Annotated in this window: 15 protein-coding genes; 5 read left to right on the top strand and 10 right to left on the bottom strand. The window is 51.2% G+C overall.

Translation table 11 applies throughout. The features are described from left to right. Window positions 1–28 precede the first annotated feature (28 nt). From C5S61_RS17255 to C5S61_RS17240, 4 genes are all read right to left on the bottom strand, one after another. Window positions 29–640 carry a hypothetical protein gene (locus C5S61_RS17255; RefSeq protein WP_110516846.1) on the bottom strand — a complete coding sequence of 204 codons (612 nt, stop codon included), beginning with the start codon at window positions 638–640 and terminating at the stop codon, window positions 29–31. 2 nt (window positions 641–642) lie between these two features. Beyond that, a complete protein-coding gene (locus C5S61_RS17250) occupies window positions 643–3,525 on the bottom strand; it encodes an SUMF1/EgtB/PvdO family nonheme iron enzyme (RefSeq protein ID WP_164689583.1) in 2,883 nt (960 codons plus the stop codon). A 115-nt stretch (window positions 3,526–3,640) separates the two neighbouring features. Further along, a complete protein-coding gene (gene era / locus C5S61_RS17245) occupies window positions 3,641–5,119 on the bottom strand; it encodes a GTPase Era (RefSeq protein ID WP_110516841.1) in 1,479 nt (492 codons plus the stop codon). A 29-nt stretch (window positions 5,120–5,148) separates the two neighbouring features. After that, entirely contained in the window at window positions 5,149–5,967 is an 819-nt protein-coding gene (locus tag C5S61_RS17240; protein ID WP_164689582.1) for a DUF4230 domain-containing protein, read from the bottom strand. A gap of 124 nt (window positions 5,968–6,091) precedes the next feature. Here C5S61_RS17240 and C5S61_RS17235 point away from each other — a divergent pair, with 124 nt between their 5' ends. Further along, window positions 6,092–6,310: a hypothetical protein gene (locus C5S61_RS17235; protein ID WP_110516837.1), complete on the top strand. Its 219-nt coding sequence runs from the start codon at window positions 6,092–6,094 to the stop codon at window positions 6,308–6,310. A gap of 147 nt (window positions 6,311–6,457) precedes the next feature. Here the strand turns inward: C5S61_RS17235 and C5S61_RS17230 are convergent, their stop codons facing one another. From C5S61_RS17230 to C5S61_RS17215, 4 genes are all read right to left on the bottom strand, one after another. After that, window positions 6,458–7,651 carry a PD40 domain-containing protein gene (locus C5S61_RS17230; RefSeq protein ID WP_110516835.1) on the bottom strand — a complete coding sequence of 398 codons (1,194 nt, stop codon included), beginning with the start codon at window positions 7,649–7,651 and terminating at the stop codon, window positions 6,458–6,460. A gap of 85 nt (window positions 7,652–7,736) precedes the next feature. Then, the gene (locus C5S61_RS17225) at window positions 7,737–8,699 is read right to left on the bottom strand and encodes a glycosyltransferase (protein ID WP_110516833.1); all 963 of its coding nucleotides are present in this window, start codon (window positions 8,697–8,699) and stop codon (window positions 7,737–7,739) included. 6 nt (window positions 8,700–8,705) lie between these two features. Next, on the bottom strand, window positions 8,706–10,613 hold the full coding sequence (locus tag C5S61_RS17220; RefSeq protein ID WP_110516831.1) for a GAF domain-containing protein: 1,908 nt from the start codon (window positions 10,611–10,613) through the stop codon (window positions 8,706–8,708). A 106-nt stretch (window positions 10,614–10,719) separates the two neighbouring features. Beyond that, window positions 10,720–11,448, bottom strand: coding sequence for an RNA methyltransferase (locus tag C5S61_RS17215; protein WP_164689580.1), 729 nt, complete (start codon window positions 11,446–11,448; stop codon window positions 10,720–10,722). Window positions 11,449–11,965: 517 nt separating this feature from the next. Here C5S61_RS17215 and C5S61_RS26635 point away from each other — a divergent pair. The 4 genes from C5S61_RS26635 to C5S61_RS17200 all read left to right on the top strand — a co-directional run bounded on the left by C5S61_RS26635 (window position 11,966) and on the right by C5S61_RS17200 (window position 16,536). Beyond that, complete coding sequence (locus tag C5S61_RS26635) at window positions 11,966–12,562, top strand: hypothetical protein (RefSeq protein ID WP_124033454.1); 597 nt, start codon at window positions 11,966–11,968, stop codon at window positions 12,560–12,562. Between the two features lie 172 nt (window positions 12,563–12,734). Then, a complete protein-coding gene (locus tag C5S61_RS17210) occupies window positions 12,735–13,511 on the top strand; it encodes a hypothetical protein (RefSeq protein WP_124033453.1) in 777 nt (258 codons plus the stop codon). A gap of 129 nt (window positions 13,512–13,640) precedes the next feature. Further along, window positions 13,641–14,234, top strand: coding sequence for a hypothetical protein (locus tag C5S61_RS17205; protein ID WP_110516824.1), 594 nt, complete (start codon window positions 13,641–13,643; stop codon window positions 14,232–14,234). 472 nt (window positions 14,235–14,706) lie between these two features. Then, window positions 14,707–16,536 carry a phosphoenolpyruvate carboxykinase (GTP) gene (locus C5S61_RS17200; RefSeq protein ID WP_110516822.1) on the top strand — a complete coding sequence of 610 codons (1,830 nt, stop codon included), beginning with the start codon at window positions 14,707–14,709 and terminating at the stop codon, window positions 16,534–16,536. 711 nt (window positions 16,537–17,247) lie between these two features. Here the strand turns inward: C5S61_RS17200 and C5S61_RS17195 are convergent. Continuing rightward, on the bottom strand, window positions 17,248–18,300 hold the full coding sequence (locus C5S61_RS17195) for a ParB/RepB/Spo0J family partition protein (protein ID WP_110516821.1): 1,053 nt from the start codon (window positions 18,298–18,300) through the stop codon (window positions 17,248–17,250). A 374-nt stretch (window positions 18,301–18,674) separates the two neighbouring features. After that, window positions 18,675–20,156, bottom strand: coding sequence for a phytoene desaturase (locus C5S61_RS17185; RefSeq protein WP_205701422.1), 1,482 nt, complete (start codon window positions 20,154–20,156; stop codon window positions 18,675–18,677). Between the last annotated feature and the right edge of the window lie 105 nt (window positions 20,157–20,261).

Below are 20,261 nucleotides of genomic sequence, written 5' to 3'. Positions count from 1 at the left end.
ATCCCCGATCCCTGCCCCCCGATCCCTACTACCGCAACAACCCCAATACTTGCTGAATCTCTGGATACTCGCCAAAGGCTTGTAAATCAGCGCGGGCTTGCTGAATTAATGATTGCGGATCGTTGCCGTTGCGTTGTGCACTCAGCGCATCGCCAATTGTTAATTCTGCATCGCTCAGTGCATGGCGAAACGGGCTGCGTTGGCTGCGCGCCATGGGCAATAGGTGCTGAATCATCTGGGCTGCTTGGTGTAGGCTTGAACTTGTTTGGCCTGTTTGCTGATTGACCGTAATCGTGCCATTATTAAACCCCGTAATTCCACCATACACCGAACTGTTATTGAGATTAACTGTGCCGGTATTCTGCACTGGCGCTTGCTGGCGATAATGTTCAAGCACAGACTGCAACGAGGCTCCGCGCGCTGGATCGCTTTGGTTGGTATGGCCACGTTGGCCCAACACCAGATTAATTTGTTCGAGCATGGCTTGGGTTTGGCTAATTTGGGCTTGGGTTTCAGTGGGAACGCTGCCAGCGCCCCATTGCCCTGCCTGCTGAGCCAAAATATTCAAGTTTTTGCGGTGCTGTTCGCGTAAATCATATAAGCTTTGGGTGCTCATTTGCTCTAACATCGAAAGTTGCATAATTAAGCTCCTTTTTCCGCATGGCCAATAATTAAGCGCACGCCAATGTTGGGGCCATGGCTAAATGGGCGATGATGCAGCCGCGAGCGGCAACGGGCAAAATAGCGATTATGAAACCACGAGCCACCACGCACTGCCACCACCAAATCGCGATGTTGCAAGCGGCGATTGCGCGTCGTTTGTGGATCAAGCTCAGGGTCGCGATTGACGCTATTTGTCCATTCGCAAACGTTGCCCGCCAAATCCATCGGGCCATCGCTCCACGTGCCATAGGGAAACATTCCAACCGGTGTTGGTTGCTCAAGATCGCTTTCGCTGGTGTTGGCATGATCGTTGCGCCATTCATCGCCCCATGGATATTCGCGGTTGCTGTGTTGGCTGGCTGCTAGTTGCCATTCGGCCTCGCTTGGCAAGCGTACCACCAAGTTGTGGCCAAGTGCATCAAGTTGTGGCCGCAGTTGTTGGGTCAGCCAAGCACAAAAGGCATTCGCTTCGTACCAATTAATCCCCACGATTGGCTGGTTTGGGTGATTAAAGCGTTCGTTATGCCATAAATCAGGCAAGCGCCGCGGTGCAGCCCATGGCGGCAAGCCATGCAACCACGAAGGGTCGCCGCGTCGCCAATGGCGGGCATCGTCGTGTTGCCACCATTGATCATCCAAGTAGCCACGCGCCGCGATGAATTGGCTATATTCAAGGTTGGTCAACAAATAGCGGCTCATCCAAAAGCGCTCAACGCTATAGGTTTGGGGCCGCGCATGCGGATCATCAATCTCCACACTACCTGGATTGATGCAGACAACCCGCTCGCTGAGCGCAATCAATGCACCATCTTCGCCGATAAAGCGCGTATCGCCAATTGCGCCCAACACCAATGCCGCACGCATGCGCGTCGGGAAGGCAATTCGTGGTGGAGCCCAACGGCGCACGCCACGACTGCTGCCGCTCAGGCCGCCAATATTTTTGAGATGATTAATCGCTTGCTGCCAGAGATTGCGCCGCCCAGCGCTTGCAACTTTGGCCTTGCCAATTGCCAACAGCAAATGCGAGCCTTGCACCTGTTCATCGGGCATGCCGCCAAGTAAATCTTGAATGACTCCAAAAATGAAGCTTTGCTTTTGAATGTAGGGCGCAAAATTGGCCATGTAATGCAGGCAAACCCGCCAATGCTCACTCCCAGAGCGTTCGATACATTCATCGTGGCGCTCTTGATTGAGCAAATACATGCCAGCCAAAAATTGCTGAAACAAGCGATGGGCAAAATCATAATGCGGATTGTCTTGTTGATTGTTGCTGGCCTCTTGCAACAAGCCATTGCTATTGATCAGGCGCAGGGTTGCGTTGCCTACCGCCTGCGCGAGCATATGAATTTGATTTGGGTGTGGAAAGCGATCGCTGTAATAGCGCTGTACGACGGTGTTAATTTGTTGCAAGCTCAGTAGCGCTTTCCCCTGAATCTCCTCTTGGCTATGGGCATAATAGCCAAGCAAGGCCACCAAATCGTAGAGATCTTCGAGCGAAACGGCGATTGCTTCAGGGGCGCGGCGTTTGAGCAATTCGTCGATACAAATGTGCAATAATTTGCCTTCGCTCTCTGGTAAATCGGTATGCACCATATTGACATGGACGGTCAGCGCCAGTAGCAAGGGTGTGCGCGTCAATTCGTGCAACATTCCCGATTTCATCAATTCGGCGTGCAATTTGGCGTGTTTTTTGCGAATGCTCACAATATCGGCGTGCGAGGCATGCAAACGGCCCAATTCGCTATAGTAATTGGTGATATACACGTGTTGCGCCGTCAGATCAAATGGCATCAATTGAATCGTTGGCCAATCGTAGAGCTGGCGCGAGGGAAACGGCGGCGGCAGCGGGTGTTCATAATCAAAAACTCGACAGGTAACAATAATTCGGCTTTTGTGAAACATACGCTGGGCATGCTCAATGCAGCGCTTGACAGCGGCCAGATGTTCGGGCTGTACTTCATCTAAGCCATCGAGCAGCAACAAGCCATTGCCATTGATCAACAATTCCTCAATTGCATCTTGCAGGCGTTGTTGGCGCTCGACCTCGACGCGCTGAAAGCCAACATCGCTGTTGATCGAACGTTGGCCAAATCGTCCAGCCAATTGCAGCTCGGTCACGACTTCCCAAAATGCGTCGGCGGTTTGTTGCTCTGGATTGGCTGGCGGTTGCACATGCTTGAGCCGCACGCGCACAGGCACAAGTTTGGTATGCATCCAACCTTGGCTATGCAAAAACTCAGCTTTGGCAGGGTCGAGCAGGGCCGCCGCTTGGGCTGAGGCCAAATACGAAACTACGGTGGTTTTGCCGCCACCAGGCACACCCAAAATCACAGCTTTTTGGTGCTGAATTTGATTCAGCGCCTTGAGAATCGAATCTTGCAGTTGCGGGCGTGGCTGCGGGCTACCCAAAAGCAACGATTGCAACAAAGCATCGCCAGCAATCGGCCCATAAAAATCTGCTTGCAGCATGGTAAAAACCCGTTGCAACGACATACGTTCCTGATCGCTATCCTGCACATCGGTTCCCAGCACCAAGCGATCGGCGTTGCCTTGAATATGGGCCAAATAGTGCAAAATTAATTGATCGGTGCGTTCACCAGTGCTCAGCGGTGCATTAAAGACCTGATTGATCCAAACGTGACCAAGATTGGTCATAACGCTGGAACCATAAACTTGGCCTTGGTTAGCAGCGGGGGCTGGCGTTTCGGCAACGGCGGCGGCTTGTTGGGCGATTTGGCTAAGTTGCTGTTGATGTTGGCCAATCATTTGATCGAGGGCTTCGATCAGATCTTGGTCGTTCTCTTGGGCGCGGCGGGCTTGTAAGTTGATAACTTTCTGACGGATTCGCTCAACATCGTGCATAGGCCGCCTCATGGATTACAAAAAAAATACCACACACTGTAGTATGGCATAAAATCACTATGGCAGGGGATGCCTATCCCCTGCCATTTGTCCATAAAGGGTTAGCCTATTGGGGTTAATCCCTATAGTACTTTACGTCATAGCCAAGCCAGCGCAGCTCATTGGGCTTTTGTCGCCAATTTTCGCGCACCTTGATCCAGAGGTCGAGATAGATTTGGCGGCCAATTGAGCGCTCGATTTCAAAGCGTGACGTTGCGCCGATTTTGCGCAACATCGAGCCACCAGCCCCAATGATGATGCCTTTTTGCGAATCTTTTTCGACCGAGATATTGGCTCGAATGTAAATCACCTTGCCGCGATCTTCCCATTCTTCAACTTCGACCGCGACCGAGTGCGGAATTTCTTCCTCGGTGTTGAGCATAACCTTTTCGCGAATCATCTCGGCGACCAAGGTGCGCTCGGAAACATCGGAAAGTTGATCTTCTGGGTACAGGCGATGGCCGACTGGCAAACGCTTGACGATTTCTGCGAGCAAAGTTTCCATGCCAAGCTTATCGCGGGCTGAAACTGCAACTTCCATTTCCCATGGCGCGAGGTCGCGATATTCTTGCAAATGCTTATCGGCCTCGTCGGTGGCATCGACTTTGTTGAGCACCAAAATATGCGGCTTGCGCGAGAGCAAAACCATTTGGGCAATTTCGCGATCCATGCGGTTGGGTGGCACAGTAATATCGACCATAAAGCAGATTACATCGGCGTTTGGCACGGCCTTTTTGGCGACATCGACCATAAAATTGCCAAGTTTATGCCGTGGCTTATGAATCCCAGGCGTATCGACGAAAATAATTTGGGCATCGGGGCCGTTGAGAATGCCGCGCACTGGCACGCGCGTGGTTTGGGGTTTTGGCGAAACAATCGAGACCTTTTGGCCAAGGTAGGCATTCAACAAGGTCGATTTGCCGACATTGGGCTTGCCGACTAAGGCCACGAAGCCACTGTGGACTTCATGATCGGTTGGCAACAATGGCTTGGGCAAATTTGGGTTGAGTTTGACTGGCAGTTGGTGAACGACAGGCCCATCTTCATCCTCGTCATCAACCTCAATCTCAACCTCGGGCTGCGATGCAAGTTTGACTTCAGCTTGCTCGTCGTCAGCTTCATCATCGTCGTCGAACTCAGCATCGCCATCTTCATCGAAAGCAACCAACCAAGGGTTGAGCGCTTCAAGCCGATCGTTCATGCCAAACTCAATCATGGCTTGGATTTCGATGCCCAAGGCGCGGCCTTTGCGATCGAGGTCAACAATCGCCTCGTAGGGCAGTTCCTCGCTGGCAGCGACTTCGTGCTGGCCAAAACTCAGGGTTAATTGGCGATTTTCTTCGTTGTAGTACAGCTCTTCGAAGCCTTGGGCATATTGCAAAAAGCTTTTTTTCGGTGCTGAAGCCAATTGCAACTGCACGCCAACGATCTGCCCAGCGGCATCTAATAAAAAGACCCCTGGAATTTCCAGTTGGCTAGCATCATCGCCTTCGTTAATATCGGTAAAATAGGCATATAAAGCCCGTGCATCAGCATCAAAAGTAAGTTCTAACATAGCTCCATCAAATTCTAGTGTTAATCACTTTAAGGGTTAATTGGAACAGCAGTTCCGGAAAGACTACCGCCGCTGCTGGTTGGCGTTGGCGCAACGTTTGGTTGGGGCGCAACGCTTGGTTGGGCGGTGCTATTGGTCGGGACACTGGCTGGCGCGGTTGGCTCCATCACATTTGGCTGTTGGGGAGCCGTTTGATTGGCGCTGCCAGCGCAATCGCCAACTTTGCTTACATTCACTGTCACATTGGTGTAGTCGAGCGAATACAATAAATCGCTGACATTTTTTTGCGCTTCGATTGCAGCGCGATCAAGTACGCCGCTTTCGCAAGCACTTTGGATAATTGCTTGTTCTGCGAAACTACGGGCATTACTTTCTAAATTAATATCGCCCCGACTGAGCCAACCCTGTTCACGATCATAGACCCGCGTGGCTTGGTTATCCAAGCGCGAGTAGATGATGCGGGTTGGTGGCAAGGTAATTTTAATCGATTTGCCGTCGATCACAATTTGATCATCGCGCAATTCGCTCATATCAATGCCAAGCCCAATCTCACCGCGTGCTTGCAGCAAAATTCGGTCGCCATACAGCAACTCTTGGAAGAAGTTGCCTTCGTTGCGGGCCTCAATCACTTGATCGGCCTGATATGAAAAGGTGATCCACTCATTACGAGCACGTAATTGCTGCACAATCGCTGGGCCTTGGGCATTGTTGACGGTTTGTGGTTTGCTGAACCACATGCCAATTGGGTCAAAAAGGCCAGTAATCGAAAGCACAACCATAATTCCAAGTGCTCCGATGAGCAGAAAAAACAAACTACTTATACAGCCAGAATTCCGTTGCCGGTACATTTGGAGCCTCCTTTGGCGAAGCTCAATCATAGGTACTTGGTAGTATAGCCGAAAAATGCTGGCGTGGTGCATTTTCTGCTATAGCCTACGGCGTAGGGCGATGATATTTGTGTTAGGAGTTTGTATGAGCGACCAATTATTTAAAGATGCTGATGAATTTGAGCGTACCTATGTTGGCGAACAAGCATCCGACGCTGCGGTTGTGCCGCCGGTTGCACCAACCCCTGCCTTTGAAAATGGCGTTATGCCAACGCCGCCGCTGTATGTTGATCGCGATGGGCTGCAAGTAGCTCCACTGCCACTCGATGAGCCAAACCCAAACGAGCGCCGTGAGGATGATTAGTATTGTTCCCTCACCCCCCAGCCCCCTCGCCCACTGAACGCGGGCGAGGGGGAGCACCCGTGTTTCACCACCCAGAGCGGTAGAACCAGAGGATTAAAGCCCCTTGCCCACGCGGCGGGCGAGGGGCTGGGGTAAGGGGATATTCAACTATTGATCGAGCGCAATTGCCCATTGCATATTGGCTCCGCTTAATTCCAAATCGGCAATTGCATTGCCATTGCTGGGAATCCATTGCAATTGAGTTTCGGCCATGATTGATGGGACGATCACTGCGCCGCTGCCATCAGGCGACCACAAAACGCTGCCAACGGTTTGGCTATCTTGACGCAAGGGCGTGATGCTGCCATCCAAGCCAATTTGGCTGAGAGTTAGTGGAGCCGAAATTTCCATCGCATCATTGCTATCGACCGTGCCGACAAAGGCTAAATGGCTGCCATCGGGCTGCATAAAGACGCTTGAAACTGGCTCAAATGGCGCAACATTATCGCCATCGATCATTGCTTTGGCCTCGCCAGTGCTAGGATTGATATGCCACCAACCAGTTGGAAACATGCCAAATGTTTCATTCGTGATGTTGATTGCGCTGCCATCTGGCTCCCAGCTCACATGACAACATGGATAATTGCCATTGATGGTAATCGTTAGGGGCACAGATGTAGCCAAATCAAACAAGACTAAATTGCCACCCTCGGGCACAAACCCTGCCGCCGCCAAAATTTTGCTGCCATCAGGCGACCAACTATTTGGCCCATACAACACTGAATAATTGTAAATATCGGCCAGGGCTGCATCTGCGTTGCTGGTGTGCGGTTGAAGCATCGTTTGCTTACGGTCAATCAGACTGAGCACTTGCAAACCGCCCCAGCTAAAGGCAATCGAACTGCCATCGGGCGACCAGCGCGGCGTATTGAGCTGATCACGATGAAACACATTCGTATCTGCTTGGGGATCGATGGTTGGCCCATCGACCAAGATCTCACGATTTTGGCCTAGTGCATCAACCAAAATCAAATCGTTGTTGGCGATGTAGGCAATTTGGCCAAGGTTGCTGATCTGATAATCAAAGACCCCATTTTGCTCGTTGGTAATTGGCGTAAGGGTCTTGCCATCAGTTTCGAGGCGGATAATCTGCACGCCATTCGGCTGCGACGAAAGCGCATACAACGGCTGCGGCAATAATTGGCTGCTTACTTCTGGGCTTGCTTGCAGGGTAGCGGCAACCGTTGGGGCACTGGTTGCGGCAGGAATTGCGCTTGATTGTGGTTGGCTGGTCGGGCTGGTGGCACTACTACAGCCAACCAAGCCCAATAATAACCAAGCCAACCCTCGACGATAACGCATCACATCACTCCTATATCTTCTAAAATCCAGAGAATCTGATGCTAGCAAAGGTGCTTAAGGCTTGTCAATCAGCCATTTGGTGGGTTTAACGAATCAATCGTGTGGATTTGCGCAGTCGCACCAGCCAGCCAATTGGATAGCCAACCATTTTGGCCACATCGCCAACCACGCGAATCATTGGCGGTAAACTGAGAGTTTTGATTCGACGGGCGAATGACCAGCCTTTGGTTGCATGCCACAAGCGCCGATAGGGTTTGCGTGTGTAGCCAGCAAGGCCGAGGCCCAACAAAGCGCCAAGCCACGGGCGTTGTGATAGGTTACGGAGCAACAGCACCAAGCAAAGGTAGGTTACATAGCGAATTACATGGCGCAACGGCCAGAGGTTGGCAACGCCATCGCCGCGCGCATAGAAGAAATATTGGCGAAAGAGGGCGCGAAAACTTGAGCGGGGCTGAAAATGCACGACTGCATCAAGCACCGCTGTGCTGCGGAAACCCGCCGCAGTTGCCGCTTGATCAAAAACCAAATCTTCGCAATGATCAAGCCATTCGGGATAGCCGCCAACCGTTTCCCAAACTAACTTGCGAAATGCCACCGATTGGCCAGCAGCCAAAAATCGACTGGGATCAACTTCCTCGGCCAGCGGATAATTGGTTGCGCCAATCGCTGTTTCGAGATCGCTGCGCGGCGCTGCTTGATAAAAGCCCGCCACCAAATCAGCCTGATCAGCTTCGAGCGGTGCGACAATCCGTTCGAGCCATTTGCGATCAAGCGCCAAGCCCGCATCGGTAGAGGCGATGAACTGGCCGTGGGCATGCAAAATCGCATTATTGCGGCCAGAAGAGATATTAAACCCGCCATGTACCAGCCGAATTGGCGCACCGCGATCGATGTAGCTTTGCACAATTGCAGCGGTGGCATCAGTTGAGCCACAATCATTGACCACAATTTCATCGGGCTGGCGGCTTTGAGCCAACATCGAATCGAGCAAATCGGCAATGTTAGCGGCTTCGTTTTTGACGGTACAAATGAGCGATAGTTGGGTCATGCTGGCTCAATCATCTAAATCATCGGGGCTGAATTTAATTAGTGCACGGGTCCATTCGGTTTCGCGTTTGAACTCAAAGCTGCCACCAAGGTCGGTGTTGACCAAGGTTTCGATAATGCCAAGCCCCAGCCCAGTGCTGACGCGGCGTTTAACTGGCTCTGGCCTGGTTGGGCCATCGTCGCGCACTTGCACCCACGCGTGTTCAGCTTCCAGCCAGCCATCGATGCCGATAATGCCGCCCTCGGCGCTGAGGCCATGATCAAGTGCATTGTGCACCAATTCGTTGATCACGATGGCCAGCACTGTCGCAGCTCGGGCATTGACCAAGACCGAATCGCCAGTGATTAAAAATTCGACCGGCGTTTCCGTTGGCAGGCTCATCTGAATATTTTCGGCAATTTGCTTGGCAATATCTTGGACGGTGGTTTGGCCTTCGCCATCGTGGCTGAGCAAATTGTGCACAGCAGCAATCGCATGGATGCGGCGCACACTATCATCAAGCGCCTGCCGACCCTCGGTTTCACCATTCAAACGCCGAGCTTGCATTTGCAACAAGGCTGAGATTGTTTGCAAATTGTTGCGCACGCGGTGATGAATTTCTTGCAACAAGGTCGATTTGATCGTCAGATTACGCTGGGTTTCTTCATACAAGCGGGCATTTTCGATCGCAATTGCGCCTTCATCGGCAAACGTGGTGAGCAACTGCACTTGTTCGTATTCGATGTGACGCGGCGCATAACTGTAAAAGCACAAGGCCCCAATGATCCGATTGCCAGTGCGCATTGGCAGCGCAAACAACGAGTGAAAGCCCTCGCGATAGGCAATCGCTTGCACGCCCGACCAGCGTTCGTCGGTGTAGGCATTTGGTACAGCAATCGCCCGATGCTCACGAATTACTTGCACAATCATATCTTCTACGCCAGAGGTGCGGCCTGGGCCATACGAGGCCAACATTTTAACCTTGTTATTCGGTCGAACTTGAAAAATATCTGTGCGATCAACATCGGCGATTTTGACAGCTTGCTCAACAATCAAATGCAGCAAATTATCAACATCCAAGGTTGAGGCTAGCGCCGCCGTTACGCGTTGCAAGGTAGTTAATTCGCGAATTTTTTGATGCAAACGCGCATCGGTTTGTTGATACATTTGCGCATTGGCAATTGAGAGCGCAATTTCGCCCGCCACGACTTCGAGATACGAGGTTTGCTCTTGCGAAAACTCATGCGGATCGCGATTTTGCACCGTGATCACGCCTTGCAAGGTTTCGATATGATGGCGCTCGCTGGCAAATAAAATTACCGGAACTGCCAGCAGCGAACGAAAATGCCATTCTTCGAGCAATGGCTCAAGCTGGTAGCGCGGCTCGTTGCGCACATCGAAAATCGCCACCGGCTTGCCCAATTCGCCAGCCCAACCAGTTACGCCAACCCCAATTTCAACCTCAACCGTGCCAATTGCCTTGGGATTCAGCCCACGGGTCGCGACCAAACGCAGCATGCGCCGATGCTGATCGAAGAGATAAATCGAACAAACATCGACTCGCATCACATCGCTGACAGTATCGACAACGGTTTGTAGCGAGGCATCAATATCGAGGGTTGAGTTGGCGGCGCTAATAATTCGATGCAAGCCATCGAGCTGCTGCACGCGGCGCATCAAGTGGTTTTGCCAATGGCGGGTGCGCTGTTCCTCGCGGGCGGCAGCATAGCCAAGCAGCAGATCGGTGACCACTGCACTGGCATCAAGCTGAGCTTGGGTAGCAGCCTCAATGCCAAGTTTGGTTAGCATTTGGGGATCAGCGTTTTGGCTTTGCCAGGTTGCGCCAAACGCCCGCAGCTCCTGGGCTTGAGCCACAGCATTATCATTTTGCAAAATTGCGAGAATTGCCGTGTTTGGAGCGTCTGTATCGATCATAACCAGCGTGCCTCATTGCAGTCGTCGTGCCGAATGAGTGTAGAGCAATTGTCGGCTTTTTGCAAGAAACCTCAGAATCAAACGACCCTCGTCCGCGTTCAGCTCATCATTGATTATGCTTCAGGGCTGCCAGCATTTTGCGGCACATGGCGGTAACCAGCGCAATTTCGCTAGGGCTTGGGGTTGCCCGAGCCAGCAAATCGCGCACTGTACGCACGGCACTCGCTTGTTGGCCAGCAGTTCGCGAGAATTTAAGCTGGCTCAACAATTGATCAAGCAAATTGAGCACGAGATCGTGGGCCGCCTGATCAGCTAATTCAACCGTGGGTAGGGCTTCGGCGGAGCTTGCCAAGCCGCGCAGCGTATACAACGCCAACAGCACAGCATCGGCCAGGTTCAATGATGGATAGCTTGGATCAACCGGAATGCTAATTAATTGACTGCATTGCTCAAGCGCTGCGTTATCTAGCCCGCGATCTTCACGGCCAAACACCAACGCCACTGGTGCGCTAGCCGCCAAGGCAGTTAAGGTTGGGGCAAATTCGGGCAAACTGACGGCGCGCCGCTCGCCACGAGTGCGGCCACTAAACCCCACCACATAGGGAATATTAGCTAAGGCCGCGCCAAGGCTGGCATAGGTTTCGATTTGCTCAACCAACGGGCTACTACGATGTGCCATGTCATCAAGCCGTTCGACTGAGTAGGCGACTGGCTGAACTAAGCGCAAGCGTTGAAAGCCAGTGTTGAGCAAAGCCCGCACTGTCGAGCCAATATTGACCTCGCGCTGAGGTTCGTGTAAAACCGTTATCACGTTGGAAAAAATCGTTGAACTCACGGCAAATCCTCTGAAACAAAGCCGATTGCTATGATAGCACCGAAATAGAAGGATGAAGGATGAGGGATGAGGGATGAAGAGCGGAGCTAAGGATGAAGGATGAAGAGCAGAGGCACAGAGGGCTATAGGCTTTGGGCTATTGGGAAATCAATCTGTGGAATCTGTGGCGAAAAACGCTCTTCGTGTCCTTCGCGATCTTCGCGGTTTCAGCCTGCGTGTCCTTCGTGCCATTTGTGAATCGAGAGTTTAACGCAGAGGCGCAGAGGAAGGATGGCTATTGGCTCTAGGCTCTTGGCTTTTGGGAACATAATCCGTGGAATCTGTGCCAATCTGTGGCTAAAAACGCTCTTTGCGTCCTTCGCGCTCTTCGCGGTTTCAGGCTTCGTGTCCTTCGTGTCCTTGGTGGATCACAATCGCTAACCTCAGACAACTTTCAGTTTCTTATCATTGTAGGGGTTCAGTTGCATATGCAATGATAGCGAGTAGAGCCTTTTTCAGAGAGATGGGGGAAATGTCGATGCACTATCAGCGAACGATCATCTTTAGCCTCAGTTTATTGCTGGTGCTTGTCGCCTGTGGCCGAACTAGCACCCAGCCAGCAGTGCAACCAGCAAGTCAAAGCGGCCAGATAGCTGTCGTGCATACAGCTACTGCTCTTGTGCCCAGCCCGACCTTGGCGAAAAAATTTGTATTTGATACCCAAGTGGCTATTAGTATCGCAACCGAGCTTTCCTTATCACCAACACCGCGTCCAATCGTGACGTTTCCTCCCACACCAACCCTCTACCCAGATGTTCTGTCTAATTCCTGTGAACCGTTTCGCGGTTTCATCCCCAGAAGCTGTTGGTTTAGTGAAAGGAGAAACTTAGGTGTTCATTCTGGGTCAAAAACCGTCGATCAACAGCAGGGCAGAATTCTCGTTTTCAACGATGGAAGAGCAATATATGATACGCCTTCTCGCATAGGGTCTATCAAAATTTATGCAGTTGAGTATCCAATCGTGGATGTGTATACCAATACAACCCACATCTTATTCAACCTCGAAACCCGCCAGTGGCTCGATCCCAACGGCACACCAATTCCGGTCACTGCCACCCCAACCGCAACTCCCTAATCAAGGATGAGGGATGAGCGATGAAGGATGAAATCAAAAGTCGGAAGGCAAAAGTCAAAAATCAAAAAGAACAGAGAGCTTACAACCTTTCGCGACCTTCGTGTGCTTCGCGGTTTCAGCCTGTGTGTCCTTCGTAGATCATGGTTAATGGAGAGAATGTATGGAGCTTTTGATGCCTACCCTTCAGCGAACGATCATCTTTAGCCTCGGTTTATTGCTGGTGCTTGCCGCCTGTAACCAAACCAACAATCAGCAAACTACGTCAGCACTCCCCAGTGGCCAAGGAGCCTTAACAATTCCCTCGATCACGATTCATCCAACCGAAACCGTGGATGCGATCAATGCAACCTTACATGCCCAAGCAACCGCTTTTGCGCAAAGCCCAACCCTTGAACCAGCGGCTGAGGCAACCTATTGGGCCGACCGGAATCGCGAATCAGAATATTATTATGCAACTCTTACTGCTGGCGGCCCAACCCGCACCCTCAGCCCTGATTCTGCTGATATCGCAACAGCAAAGGCGAATGGCACTCTTCTTACGCCGTATATTCATCCTGATTTTGCAACGACTGTTGGGCGTGTAACAGGCTGTTTTGATGCTACGAGTCAGACGGTAACCGTGAGTGATTGCTGGATTGTTATTCACAATTCCTATCACTATTCATTGATGCTTGTTACGAAAAAACCGCAACCCGATTTGCCACTAGTGCGAATTCACACGCAAACGCTCCAATCACAAGATGTTGCGACAGATATCTATAGTGCTCCTCAACCAGTAGGTGCACTATATGTTCATCATACGGATGGTGCGCAGATTTATTTTGCAACAGTTGCCGATGCCAGCACCGTAGTTCTGCGTTTCAACCTCGAAACCCGCCAGTGGCTTGACCCACTGGGAACCGTGCTTCCGAGCTTAACGCCAACGTTTACTCCAACCGCAACGCCCTAAACTAAGGATGAAAATCAGAAGTCAGAAGTCAAAAGTCAAAAAGAACAGAGAGCCTACAGCCCTTCGCGACCTTCGTGCGATTCGCGGTTTCAGCCTTCGTGTCCTTATCACGGTTAATGGAGAGCGTGTATGGAGTTTTTGATGCCTACCCTTCAGCGAACGATTAATCTGAGTATTGGATTATTGCTAGTCTTCGCCGCCTGTGGCCGAACTAACACCCAGCCAGCAGTGCAACCAGCAAGTCAAAGTGGCCAGATAGCTGTCGTCCATACCGCTACCGCTATTGTACCTAGCCCGACCTTGGCGAAAAAATTTGTGTTTGATACTCAAGTAGCGATGAGTATTGAAACTGAGCTTGCGCTATCGCCAACGCCCTATGTGCTAGATATTACTTTCCCTTCCACATCAACCATCCTTCCAGACGAACTATCTAATTCTTGCGAGCTGTGGCGCAATTTTATACCAAGCAATTGTTGGATTAGCGAAAGGAGAAATGTCGCTGTTCAGGCTGGTGTACAGACTCTCGATCCACAACAGGGTAGAATTTTGGTTTACAACGATGGGCTTGCAGCCTATGATACACCTGAGCGACTTGGTTCAATCAAAATTTATGCAGTTGAGTATCCAATCGTGGATCTGTACACTAATACTACCCATCTATTATTCAACCTCGAAACCCGCCAGTGGCTCGCCGTGGATGGCATGCCGCTGCCAACCCCCTAAATTAAGGATGAAGTATGAGGGATGAAGGATAAAAATCAGAAGTCAGAAGTCAAAAGTCACAAGGAATGAAGGTCTGGTTTCTGACGAGCAAAAACAGAATCAAAACAATCTGTGGAATCTGTGGCTAAAAACGGTCTTCGCGTTCTTCGTGCGCTTCGTGGATCAATCGTTTAACGCAGAGGCGCAGAGAAGTTGTGGCTATTGGCTCTGGACTATAGGCTTTTGGGAACATAATCTAGCTTGTAGCCAAAAAACTTAACCTTCGCGATCTTCGCGGTTTTCATGCTGCGTGGATATTTCATACTTCATCCCTCATAATTCATAATTTTATCGTTTGTTGTCATCCCTCTGTCTTAGGTTGTGAAGTTTTTCCTTAAGTTTGAAGCTGGGCTGGTATTCTATAGACAGGTTCGCGATGGCGTGCAGGGGATACAAAAACCCGACATCGCGAAGCATTGGAGGAATCAGTATTATGAACGCACCAGCCTATGTACGCAATGAAGAACTTAAACGTTGGGTCGAAGAAATGGTTGCTTTGTGCAAGCCCGACGATGTGTATTGGTGTGATGGTTCTGACGCAGAATATGCAGTGATGTGTGGGCGCTTGGTTGAGTCTGGAACCTTTATTCCATTGAATCCCGAAAAACGCCCCAATAGCTTTTTGGCTCGCTCTAATCCTTCCGACGTGGCACGGGTCGAAGATCGCACTTATATTTGTAGTTTGAGCAAAGGCGATGCAGGCCCAACCAATAACTGGATGCAGCCGAAGGAAATGAAGGAAAAGCTGACCGGTTTGTTCGATGGCTCAATGCGTGGCCGCACCATGTACGTCGTGCCATTCAGCATGGGGCCACTTGGCTCGCCAATCGCCCACATTGGGGTCGAATTGACCGACTCGCCCTATGTCGTGGTCAATATGAAGATTATGACCCGCATGAGCAGCGATGTCTATGCTGTGCTGGGCGAAAATGGCCACTTTATTCCTTGTTTGCACTCGGTTGGTGCACCACTCGAACCAGGCCAAGCTGATGTTTCTTGGCCGTGCAACGAACAAGAAAAATATATCGTGCACTTCCCAGAAGAACGCTCGATTTGGTCGTATGGTAGCGGCTATGGTGGCAATGCTTTGCTTGGCAAGAAGTGCTTTGCCCTGCGGATTGCCTCGAATATGGCTCGCGACGAAGGCTGGTTGGCTGAACATATGTTGGTGCTTGGGGTTGAATCGCCTGTTGGTGAAAAAACCTATGTGGCTGCTGCTTTCCCAAGCGCTTGTGGCAAAACCAACTTTGCAATGCTGATTCCACCAACGGCTATGGATGGCTGGAAAGTAACCACGGTTGGCGATGACATTGCTTGGATCAAGCCTGGCAAAGATGGCAAACTGTATGCAATCAATCCAGAAAGCGGTTATTTTGGCGTAGCACCTGGCACATCCGAGGAAACAAATCCAAACGCAATGGCTGCCTTGAGCAAAAATACGATTTTTACCAACGTAGCGCTCACGCCTGATGGCGATATTTGGTGGGAAGGCATGACCAAAACTCCACCAGCCAAAGCCATCGACTGGACGGGCCAAGAATGGACACCAGACTGTGGCCGCAAAGCAGCTCACGCTAACGCACGCTTTACTGCTCCAGCCAGCCAGTGCCCAAGTATCGACCCAGCTTGGGAAGATCCCCAAGGTGTGCCGATTGAAGCCTTTATCTTTGGCGGTCGCCGTAGCACCTTGATGCCATTGGTTTACCAAGCCTTCAACTGGACATATGGGGTGTATCAAGCAGCAACGATGGGTTCGGAAACCACGGCAGCAGCAATGTCGGCAGTTGGCGAAGTGCGTCGCGACCCAATGGCAATGCTTCCATTCGTGGGCTACCATATGGCCGATTACTTCAACCACTGGTTGCAGTTTGGCCGCACCATTCCAAATCCACCACGGATCTTCAGTGTCAACTGGTTCCGCAAGGATAAAAATGGCAAGTTCCTGTGGCCAGGCTTTGGTGAAAATATGCGGGTGCTCAAGTGGGTGGTCGAACGTGCTCACGGCCATGCAGTTGCCATCGAAAGCCCAATTGGCTGGATGCCACGCTACCAAGATTTGGATTGGAGTGGCTTAGATTTCAGCGAAGAACAATTCCATGAGTTGATGTCGGTTGATCGCGACGATTGGAATAAGGAAATTCTCTCGCACGAAGAATTGTTCATCAAACTTTACGACCGCATGCCCAAAGAATTTCTCTCGATTCGCGAGCTGATTCTTTCGAGCTTGTGGCGGTCGCCAGAACACTGGGAAGCGTTCGAGTAGCGTTGGCTTGATCAGCCATAATCCCTAATCGTCAAAGGCGGTTGCAAGTTGCTTGCAGCCGCCTTTGTTTTTTGCTGAGGGTTCAGGGACTAGGGGCCAGGGGCCAGAGATCGGCTACGGAAACCGCGAAGGACGCGAAGATGGGGCTATAGGCTCTGGGCTTTTGGCTATTGATTTCATCCCTCATCCTTCATCCTTCGGTTCTCTGCGCCTCTGCGTTAAAAGCAATCCACTTTTTGCCACAGATTGTCACAGATTATTGTGATGATGTTCTACTGGCCCATAACTGTAATGGTTGATTGGATTGGCAATCATGGTCCCTCACCCCCCAACCCCCGCTCCCACTGAACGCGGGCGAGGGGGAGCCGACCATGGTGTATCACACATCGTGACAGAACCGCACGATTAAAGCCCCTCGCCCGCGCACGGGAGAGGGGTTGGGGTGAGGGGATCAGGTGGTGGTTAACGTGATATACCAGTACACATAGCCTAGAGCCTTTATCTGTCATCCTTCGGTTCTTCTGCGTTAAAAGCAATTCCCTTTTCGCCACAGATGCCACAGATTATTGTGATGATGTTCTACTGGCCCATAGCCTATAGCCAACAGCCCATAGCCTTTACAATTCATCCTTATCTTTAATACCTTGCTCCCCTTCCTGACCCCTGATCCCTAGCTCCTCATCCCTCATAATTCATACTTTATCCTTGAGTCTACTCTTCGTCGCTCCAGCCTTGGTTTTGCAGGGTATTGCGCAGGGCTTTGCTGAGAGTTTCGATTTGCTTGAGCACCAGCCGTACTTTGAAGGGTGCATTTTCATCGCTTTCGAGCCACTTGCCGAAATCGCCTTCGTGAACTGCGCGCGAAATGCGATCGGTTTCATCGACCATCTGGTCGAGCGAGCGGATGCGAAAGACGCGTGATTTATTCTTCTTAGCGTCGGTTTCTTCAACCACAGCGAAGAATTGATCGTGCTCTTGTTGAATGCGATCGTCTTCATCATCCCAAATATCTGAATCGTTGTCGTCGAGGCCGACGTTTTCGGTCGAGCCACGGCTTACGCGTCCGCTGCTTTGCTCAACTTCGCCAATCCGTTCGGTGCGCAGCTCTAAACCGCCTTCCAAGGCATCGAGTGCTGCTTCTACCGAAAGCTCTGGATTGGCGGTCAAATAGGCTGCCAAGCCACTAATTTGGGCTGCCGACATGCCTTCATCGGCGGCATAACGGGCTAGCTCAACTTGGCGGCGTTCGTTGGGCAAGCGCCGAATATGCTGAGCTTGGGTTACATTCAAATCGCCATTGCGCAGCAAAGCTTGTACTTCTTCGGGCAAATCGAGCAGGCTCAAATAGCGGCGCACTGAGCGGCCAACCAAGCCAACCCGCTTGCCAACTTCCTCATCGAGGTCGCCGTTTACACCAACTTCGCTAAGTTGATCGCGCAGGCGTTTGAAGGCCACAGCTTTTTCTAAATCATTCAGATCCAAGCGTGCGACGTTTTCGGCCAATTGCTGGGTTAGGCGGTCGGATTCTTGCAGATCGAGCTTGATGCAGGGCACGCGTTCGTAGCCCAACGAGGTAATTGCTGCCAAGCGTCGTCCGCCATAGACCACCCGATAGCGATCGCCGCCAATGCCAATTACGCCCAATGGTTGCAACAGACCTTGTTCGCTAATCGTCGCTGCGAGCGCGGCAATATCGCCCTGATCTTGGCGAATACCAGTTGGATCGGCTTCTAATTGATTTAAGTTTAAGTAGAGTAATTGCATAGGTTGGAGCCTCATTTGATTTGGCTAAACACCGTGATTATAGCACACCTATTCTGGTTAATCGCTGCTGAATTTGGTTATGAAAAGCCCCTCACCCCAACCCCTCGCCCACGCGGCGGGCGAGGGGCTTTTTGGTTTGGTGGTTTTCGCCGAAATCGTGGTGAAAAACGGTCGGCTCCCCCTCACTGGCATTGAGTGGGCGAGGGGCGTTCATGCTGTGGTTCCACCAGAATTATTAATGAAAACCAGCGTGCTCCCCCTCGCCCGCGTGCAGTGGGAGAGGGGGCTGGGGGGTGAGGGAACGCACCATACCGCCAATTCTTAAAAACCTACCCTTGAAAGGCTGGGGGTGAGGGAACAAATTGAATCGTAGTTTACGAGGCCCCAATTAAATCTTCGACGATTTTGGCGCTCGATAGCACGCCGGGCAAGCCTGCGCCTGGGTGCGTGCCAGCACCCACAAAATAGAGATTAGGAATTTCTTCCGAGCGGTTGTGCGGGCGGAACCATGCCGATTGGGTCAAAATTGGCTCGACCGAGAAGGCGCTGCCTTGATAGCTATTCAGGGTTTCGGCAAAGTGCAAGGGCGTAATCATATGCTCGCTGACGATATGCTTAGATAAATTGGGCAAATAGCGCTCTTCTAAAAAGTTCATAATCCGGTCGCGATAGGGCTTGGCTGCCTGCCGCCAATCGGTGCCAGAGCCAAGGTGCGGTACTGGCGAGAGCACATAAAACGCATCGCAGCCTTCTGGTGCCAATGATGGATCGGTCAAGGTTGGCATGTGTAAATAGAGCGAGAAATCATCGGCTAGCTGTTTTTTAGTAAAAATATCATCAAGCAATGGCTGGTAGCGTGGCCCCAAAATGATGTCGTGATGGGCGAGTTTTGGCCCATCTTGGCCGCGATATTGACGATCGGTGCCAAAATAAATCACCACCAGCGACATTGAATAGCGCATACGAGCCAATTTGCGGTCGGTGTATTTTTTGCGCATGCTGCTTGGCAAAAGGTTTTGGTAGGCCCAGGCAACTTCGCTATTGCAGACCACGGCATCAGCTTTGATTTCGCTGCCATCGCGCAGGCGCACGCCGGTGGCTTTGCCGTTGTAGGTGGTAATTTCAGCTACATCGCGATTAAGTTCGATTTTACCGCCCAAATCTTCGAATAATTTGACTAATGCTAGGACTAAGGCCCCAGTGCCGCCTTTGGCAAACCACACGCCCCATTTGCGTTCGAGGAAGTTGATCAAGGTGTAGATACTGGTGGTTTGGAAAGGGTTGCCGCCAACGAGTAGCGGGTGAAAGCTCAGCACTTGGCGCAAACGCTCATCTTGCACAAATTTAGAAACAAAGCCATAAACTGTGCGATACGATTCGAGTTTGACCATATCAGGCACAATTTTGAGCATATCGGTGAGTTTCAAAAATGGCTGATCGGCTAATTCGGTGAAGCCTTTGTTGAAAATCTGCTCGGCGCGGCGCACGAATTCCAAATAACCATCAACATCGTCTGGATTCCATTCGCGAATTTGGCGCACCATGCTTGGCAAATCGTCGGAATAATCAAAATGGCTTTGATCGTGGAAAAAGATGCGGTAAAAGGGCGATACTGGCATCATCGTGACATAATCTTCGGTTTTGCGGCCTGCCAAGGTAAATAAATCGTCAATCATAAATGGCGCGGTGATGACGGTTGGCCCGCCGTCGAATTTAAAGCCATCTTGTTCGTAGACATAGGCCCGCCCGCCTGGTTTATCGCGCTTCTCGACAATTGTTACCTCGTGGCCTTTGGCCTGTAACCGAATAGCTGCGCCCAAACCGCCAAACCCACTACCAATCACAACAATTCGCATGGAAATATTCCTCAAACAACCAAAAAAACGGTATCATGCACGCTAATAAGCGCATTCTATGCCATGCTACGCGGATACTCGTGCGCTGGATGGTTGTGGAGGCCA

This window comes from Herpetosiphon llansteffanensis (assembly GCF_003205875.1).
In the GTDB taxonomy this organism is placed as follows: Bacteria; Chloroflexota; Chloroflexia; order Chloroflexales; family Herpetosiphonaceae; genus Herpetosiphon; species Herpetosiphon llansteffanensis.
The sequence above is the reverse complement of the archived record's forward strand: the minus strand, read 5'-3'. Positions and strand labels throughout refer to the sequence as shown.

Bases quoted from the DNA above. Each gene is read 5' to 3' on its own strand.
- C5S61_RS17255 (WP_110516846.1), bottom strand. From the start codon at position 640: ATGCAACTTTCGATGTTAGAGCAAATGAGCACCCAAAGCTTATATGAT.
- C5S61_RS17250 (WP_164689583.1), bottom strand. From the start codon at position 3,525: ATGCACGATGTTGAGCGAATCCGTCAGAAAGTTATCAACTTACAAGCC.
- era (WP_110516841.1), bottom strand. From the start codon at position 5,119: ATGTTAGAACTTACTTTTGATGCTGATGCACGGGCTTTATATGCCTAT.
- C5S61_RS17240 (WP_164689582.1), bottom strand. From the start codon at position 5,967: ATGTACCGGCAACGGAATTCTGGCTGTATAAGTAGTTTGTTTTTTCTG.
- C5S61_RS17235 (WP_110516837.1), top strand. From the start codon at position 6,092: ATGAGCGACCAATTATTTAAAGATGCTGATGAATTTGAGCGTACCTAT.
- C5S61_RS17230 (WP_110516835.1), bottom strand. From the start codon at position 7,651: ATGCGTTATCGTCGAGGGTTGGCTTGGTTATTATTGGGCTTGGTTGGC.
- C5S61_RS17225 (WP_110516833.1), bottom strand. From the start codon at position 8,699: ATGACCCAACTATCGCTCATTTGTACCGTCAAAAACGAAGCCGCTAAC.
- C5S61_RS17220 (WP_110516831.1), bottom strand. From the start codon at position 10,613: ATGATCGATACAGACGCTCCAAACACGGCAATTCTCGCAATTTTGCAA.
- C5S61_RS26635 (WP_124033454.1), top strand. From the start codon at position 11,966: ATGCACTATCAGCGAACGATCATCTTTAGCCTCAGTTTATTGCTGGTG.
- C5S61_RS17210 (WP_124033453.1), top strand. From the start codon at position 12,735: ATGCCTACCCTTCAGCGAACGATCATCTTTAGCCTCGGTTTATTGCTG.
- C5S61_RS17205 (WP_110516824.1), top strand. From the start codon at position 13,641: ATGGAGTTTTTGATGCCTACCCTTCAGCGAACGATTAATCTGAGTATT.
- C5S61_RS17200 (WP_110516822.1), top strand. From the start codon at position 14,707: ATGAACGCACCAGCCTATGTACGCAATGAAGAACTTAAACGTTGGGTC.
- C5S61_RS17195 (WP_110516821.1), bottom strand. From the start codon at position 18,300: ATGCAATTACTCTACTTAAACTTAAATCAATTAGAAGCCGATCCAACT.
- C5S61_RS17185 (WP_205701422.1), bottom strand. From the start codon at position 20,156: ATGCGAATTGTTGTGATTGGTAGTGGGTTTGGCGGTTTGGGCGCAGCT.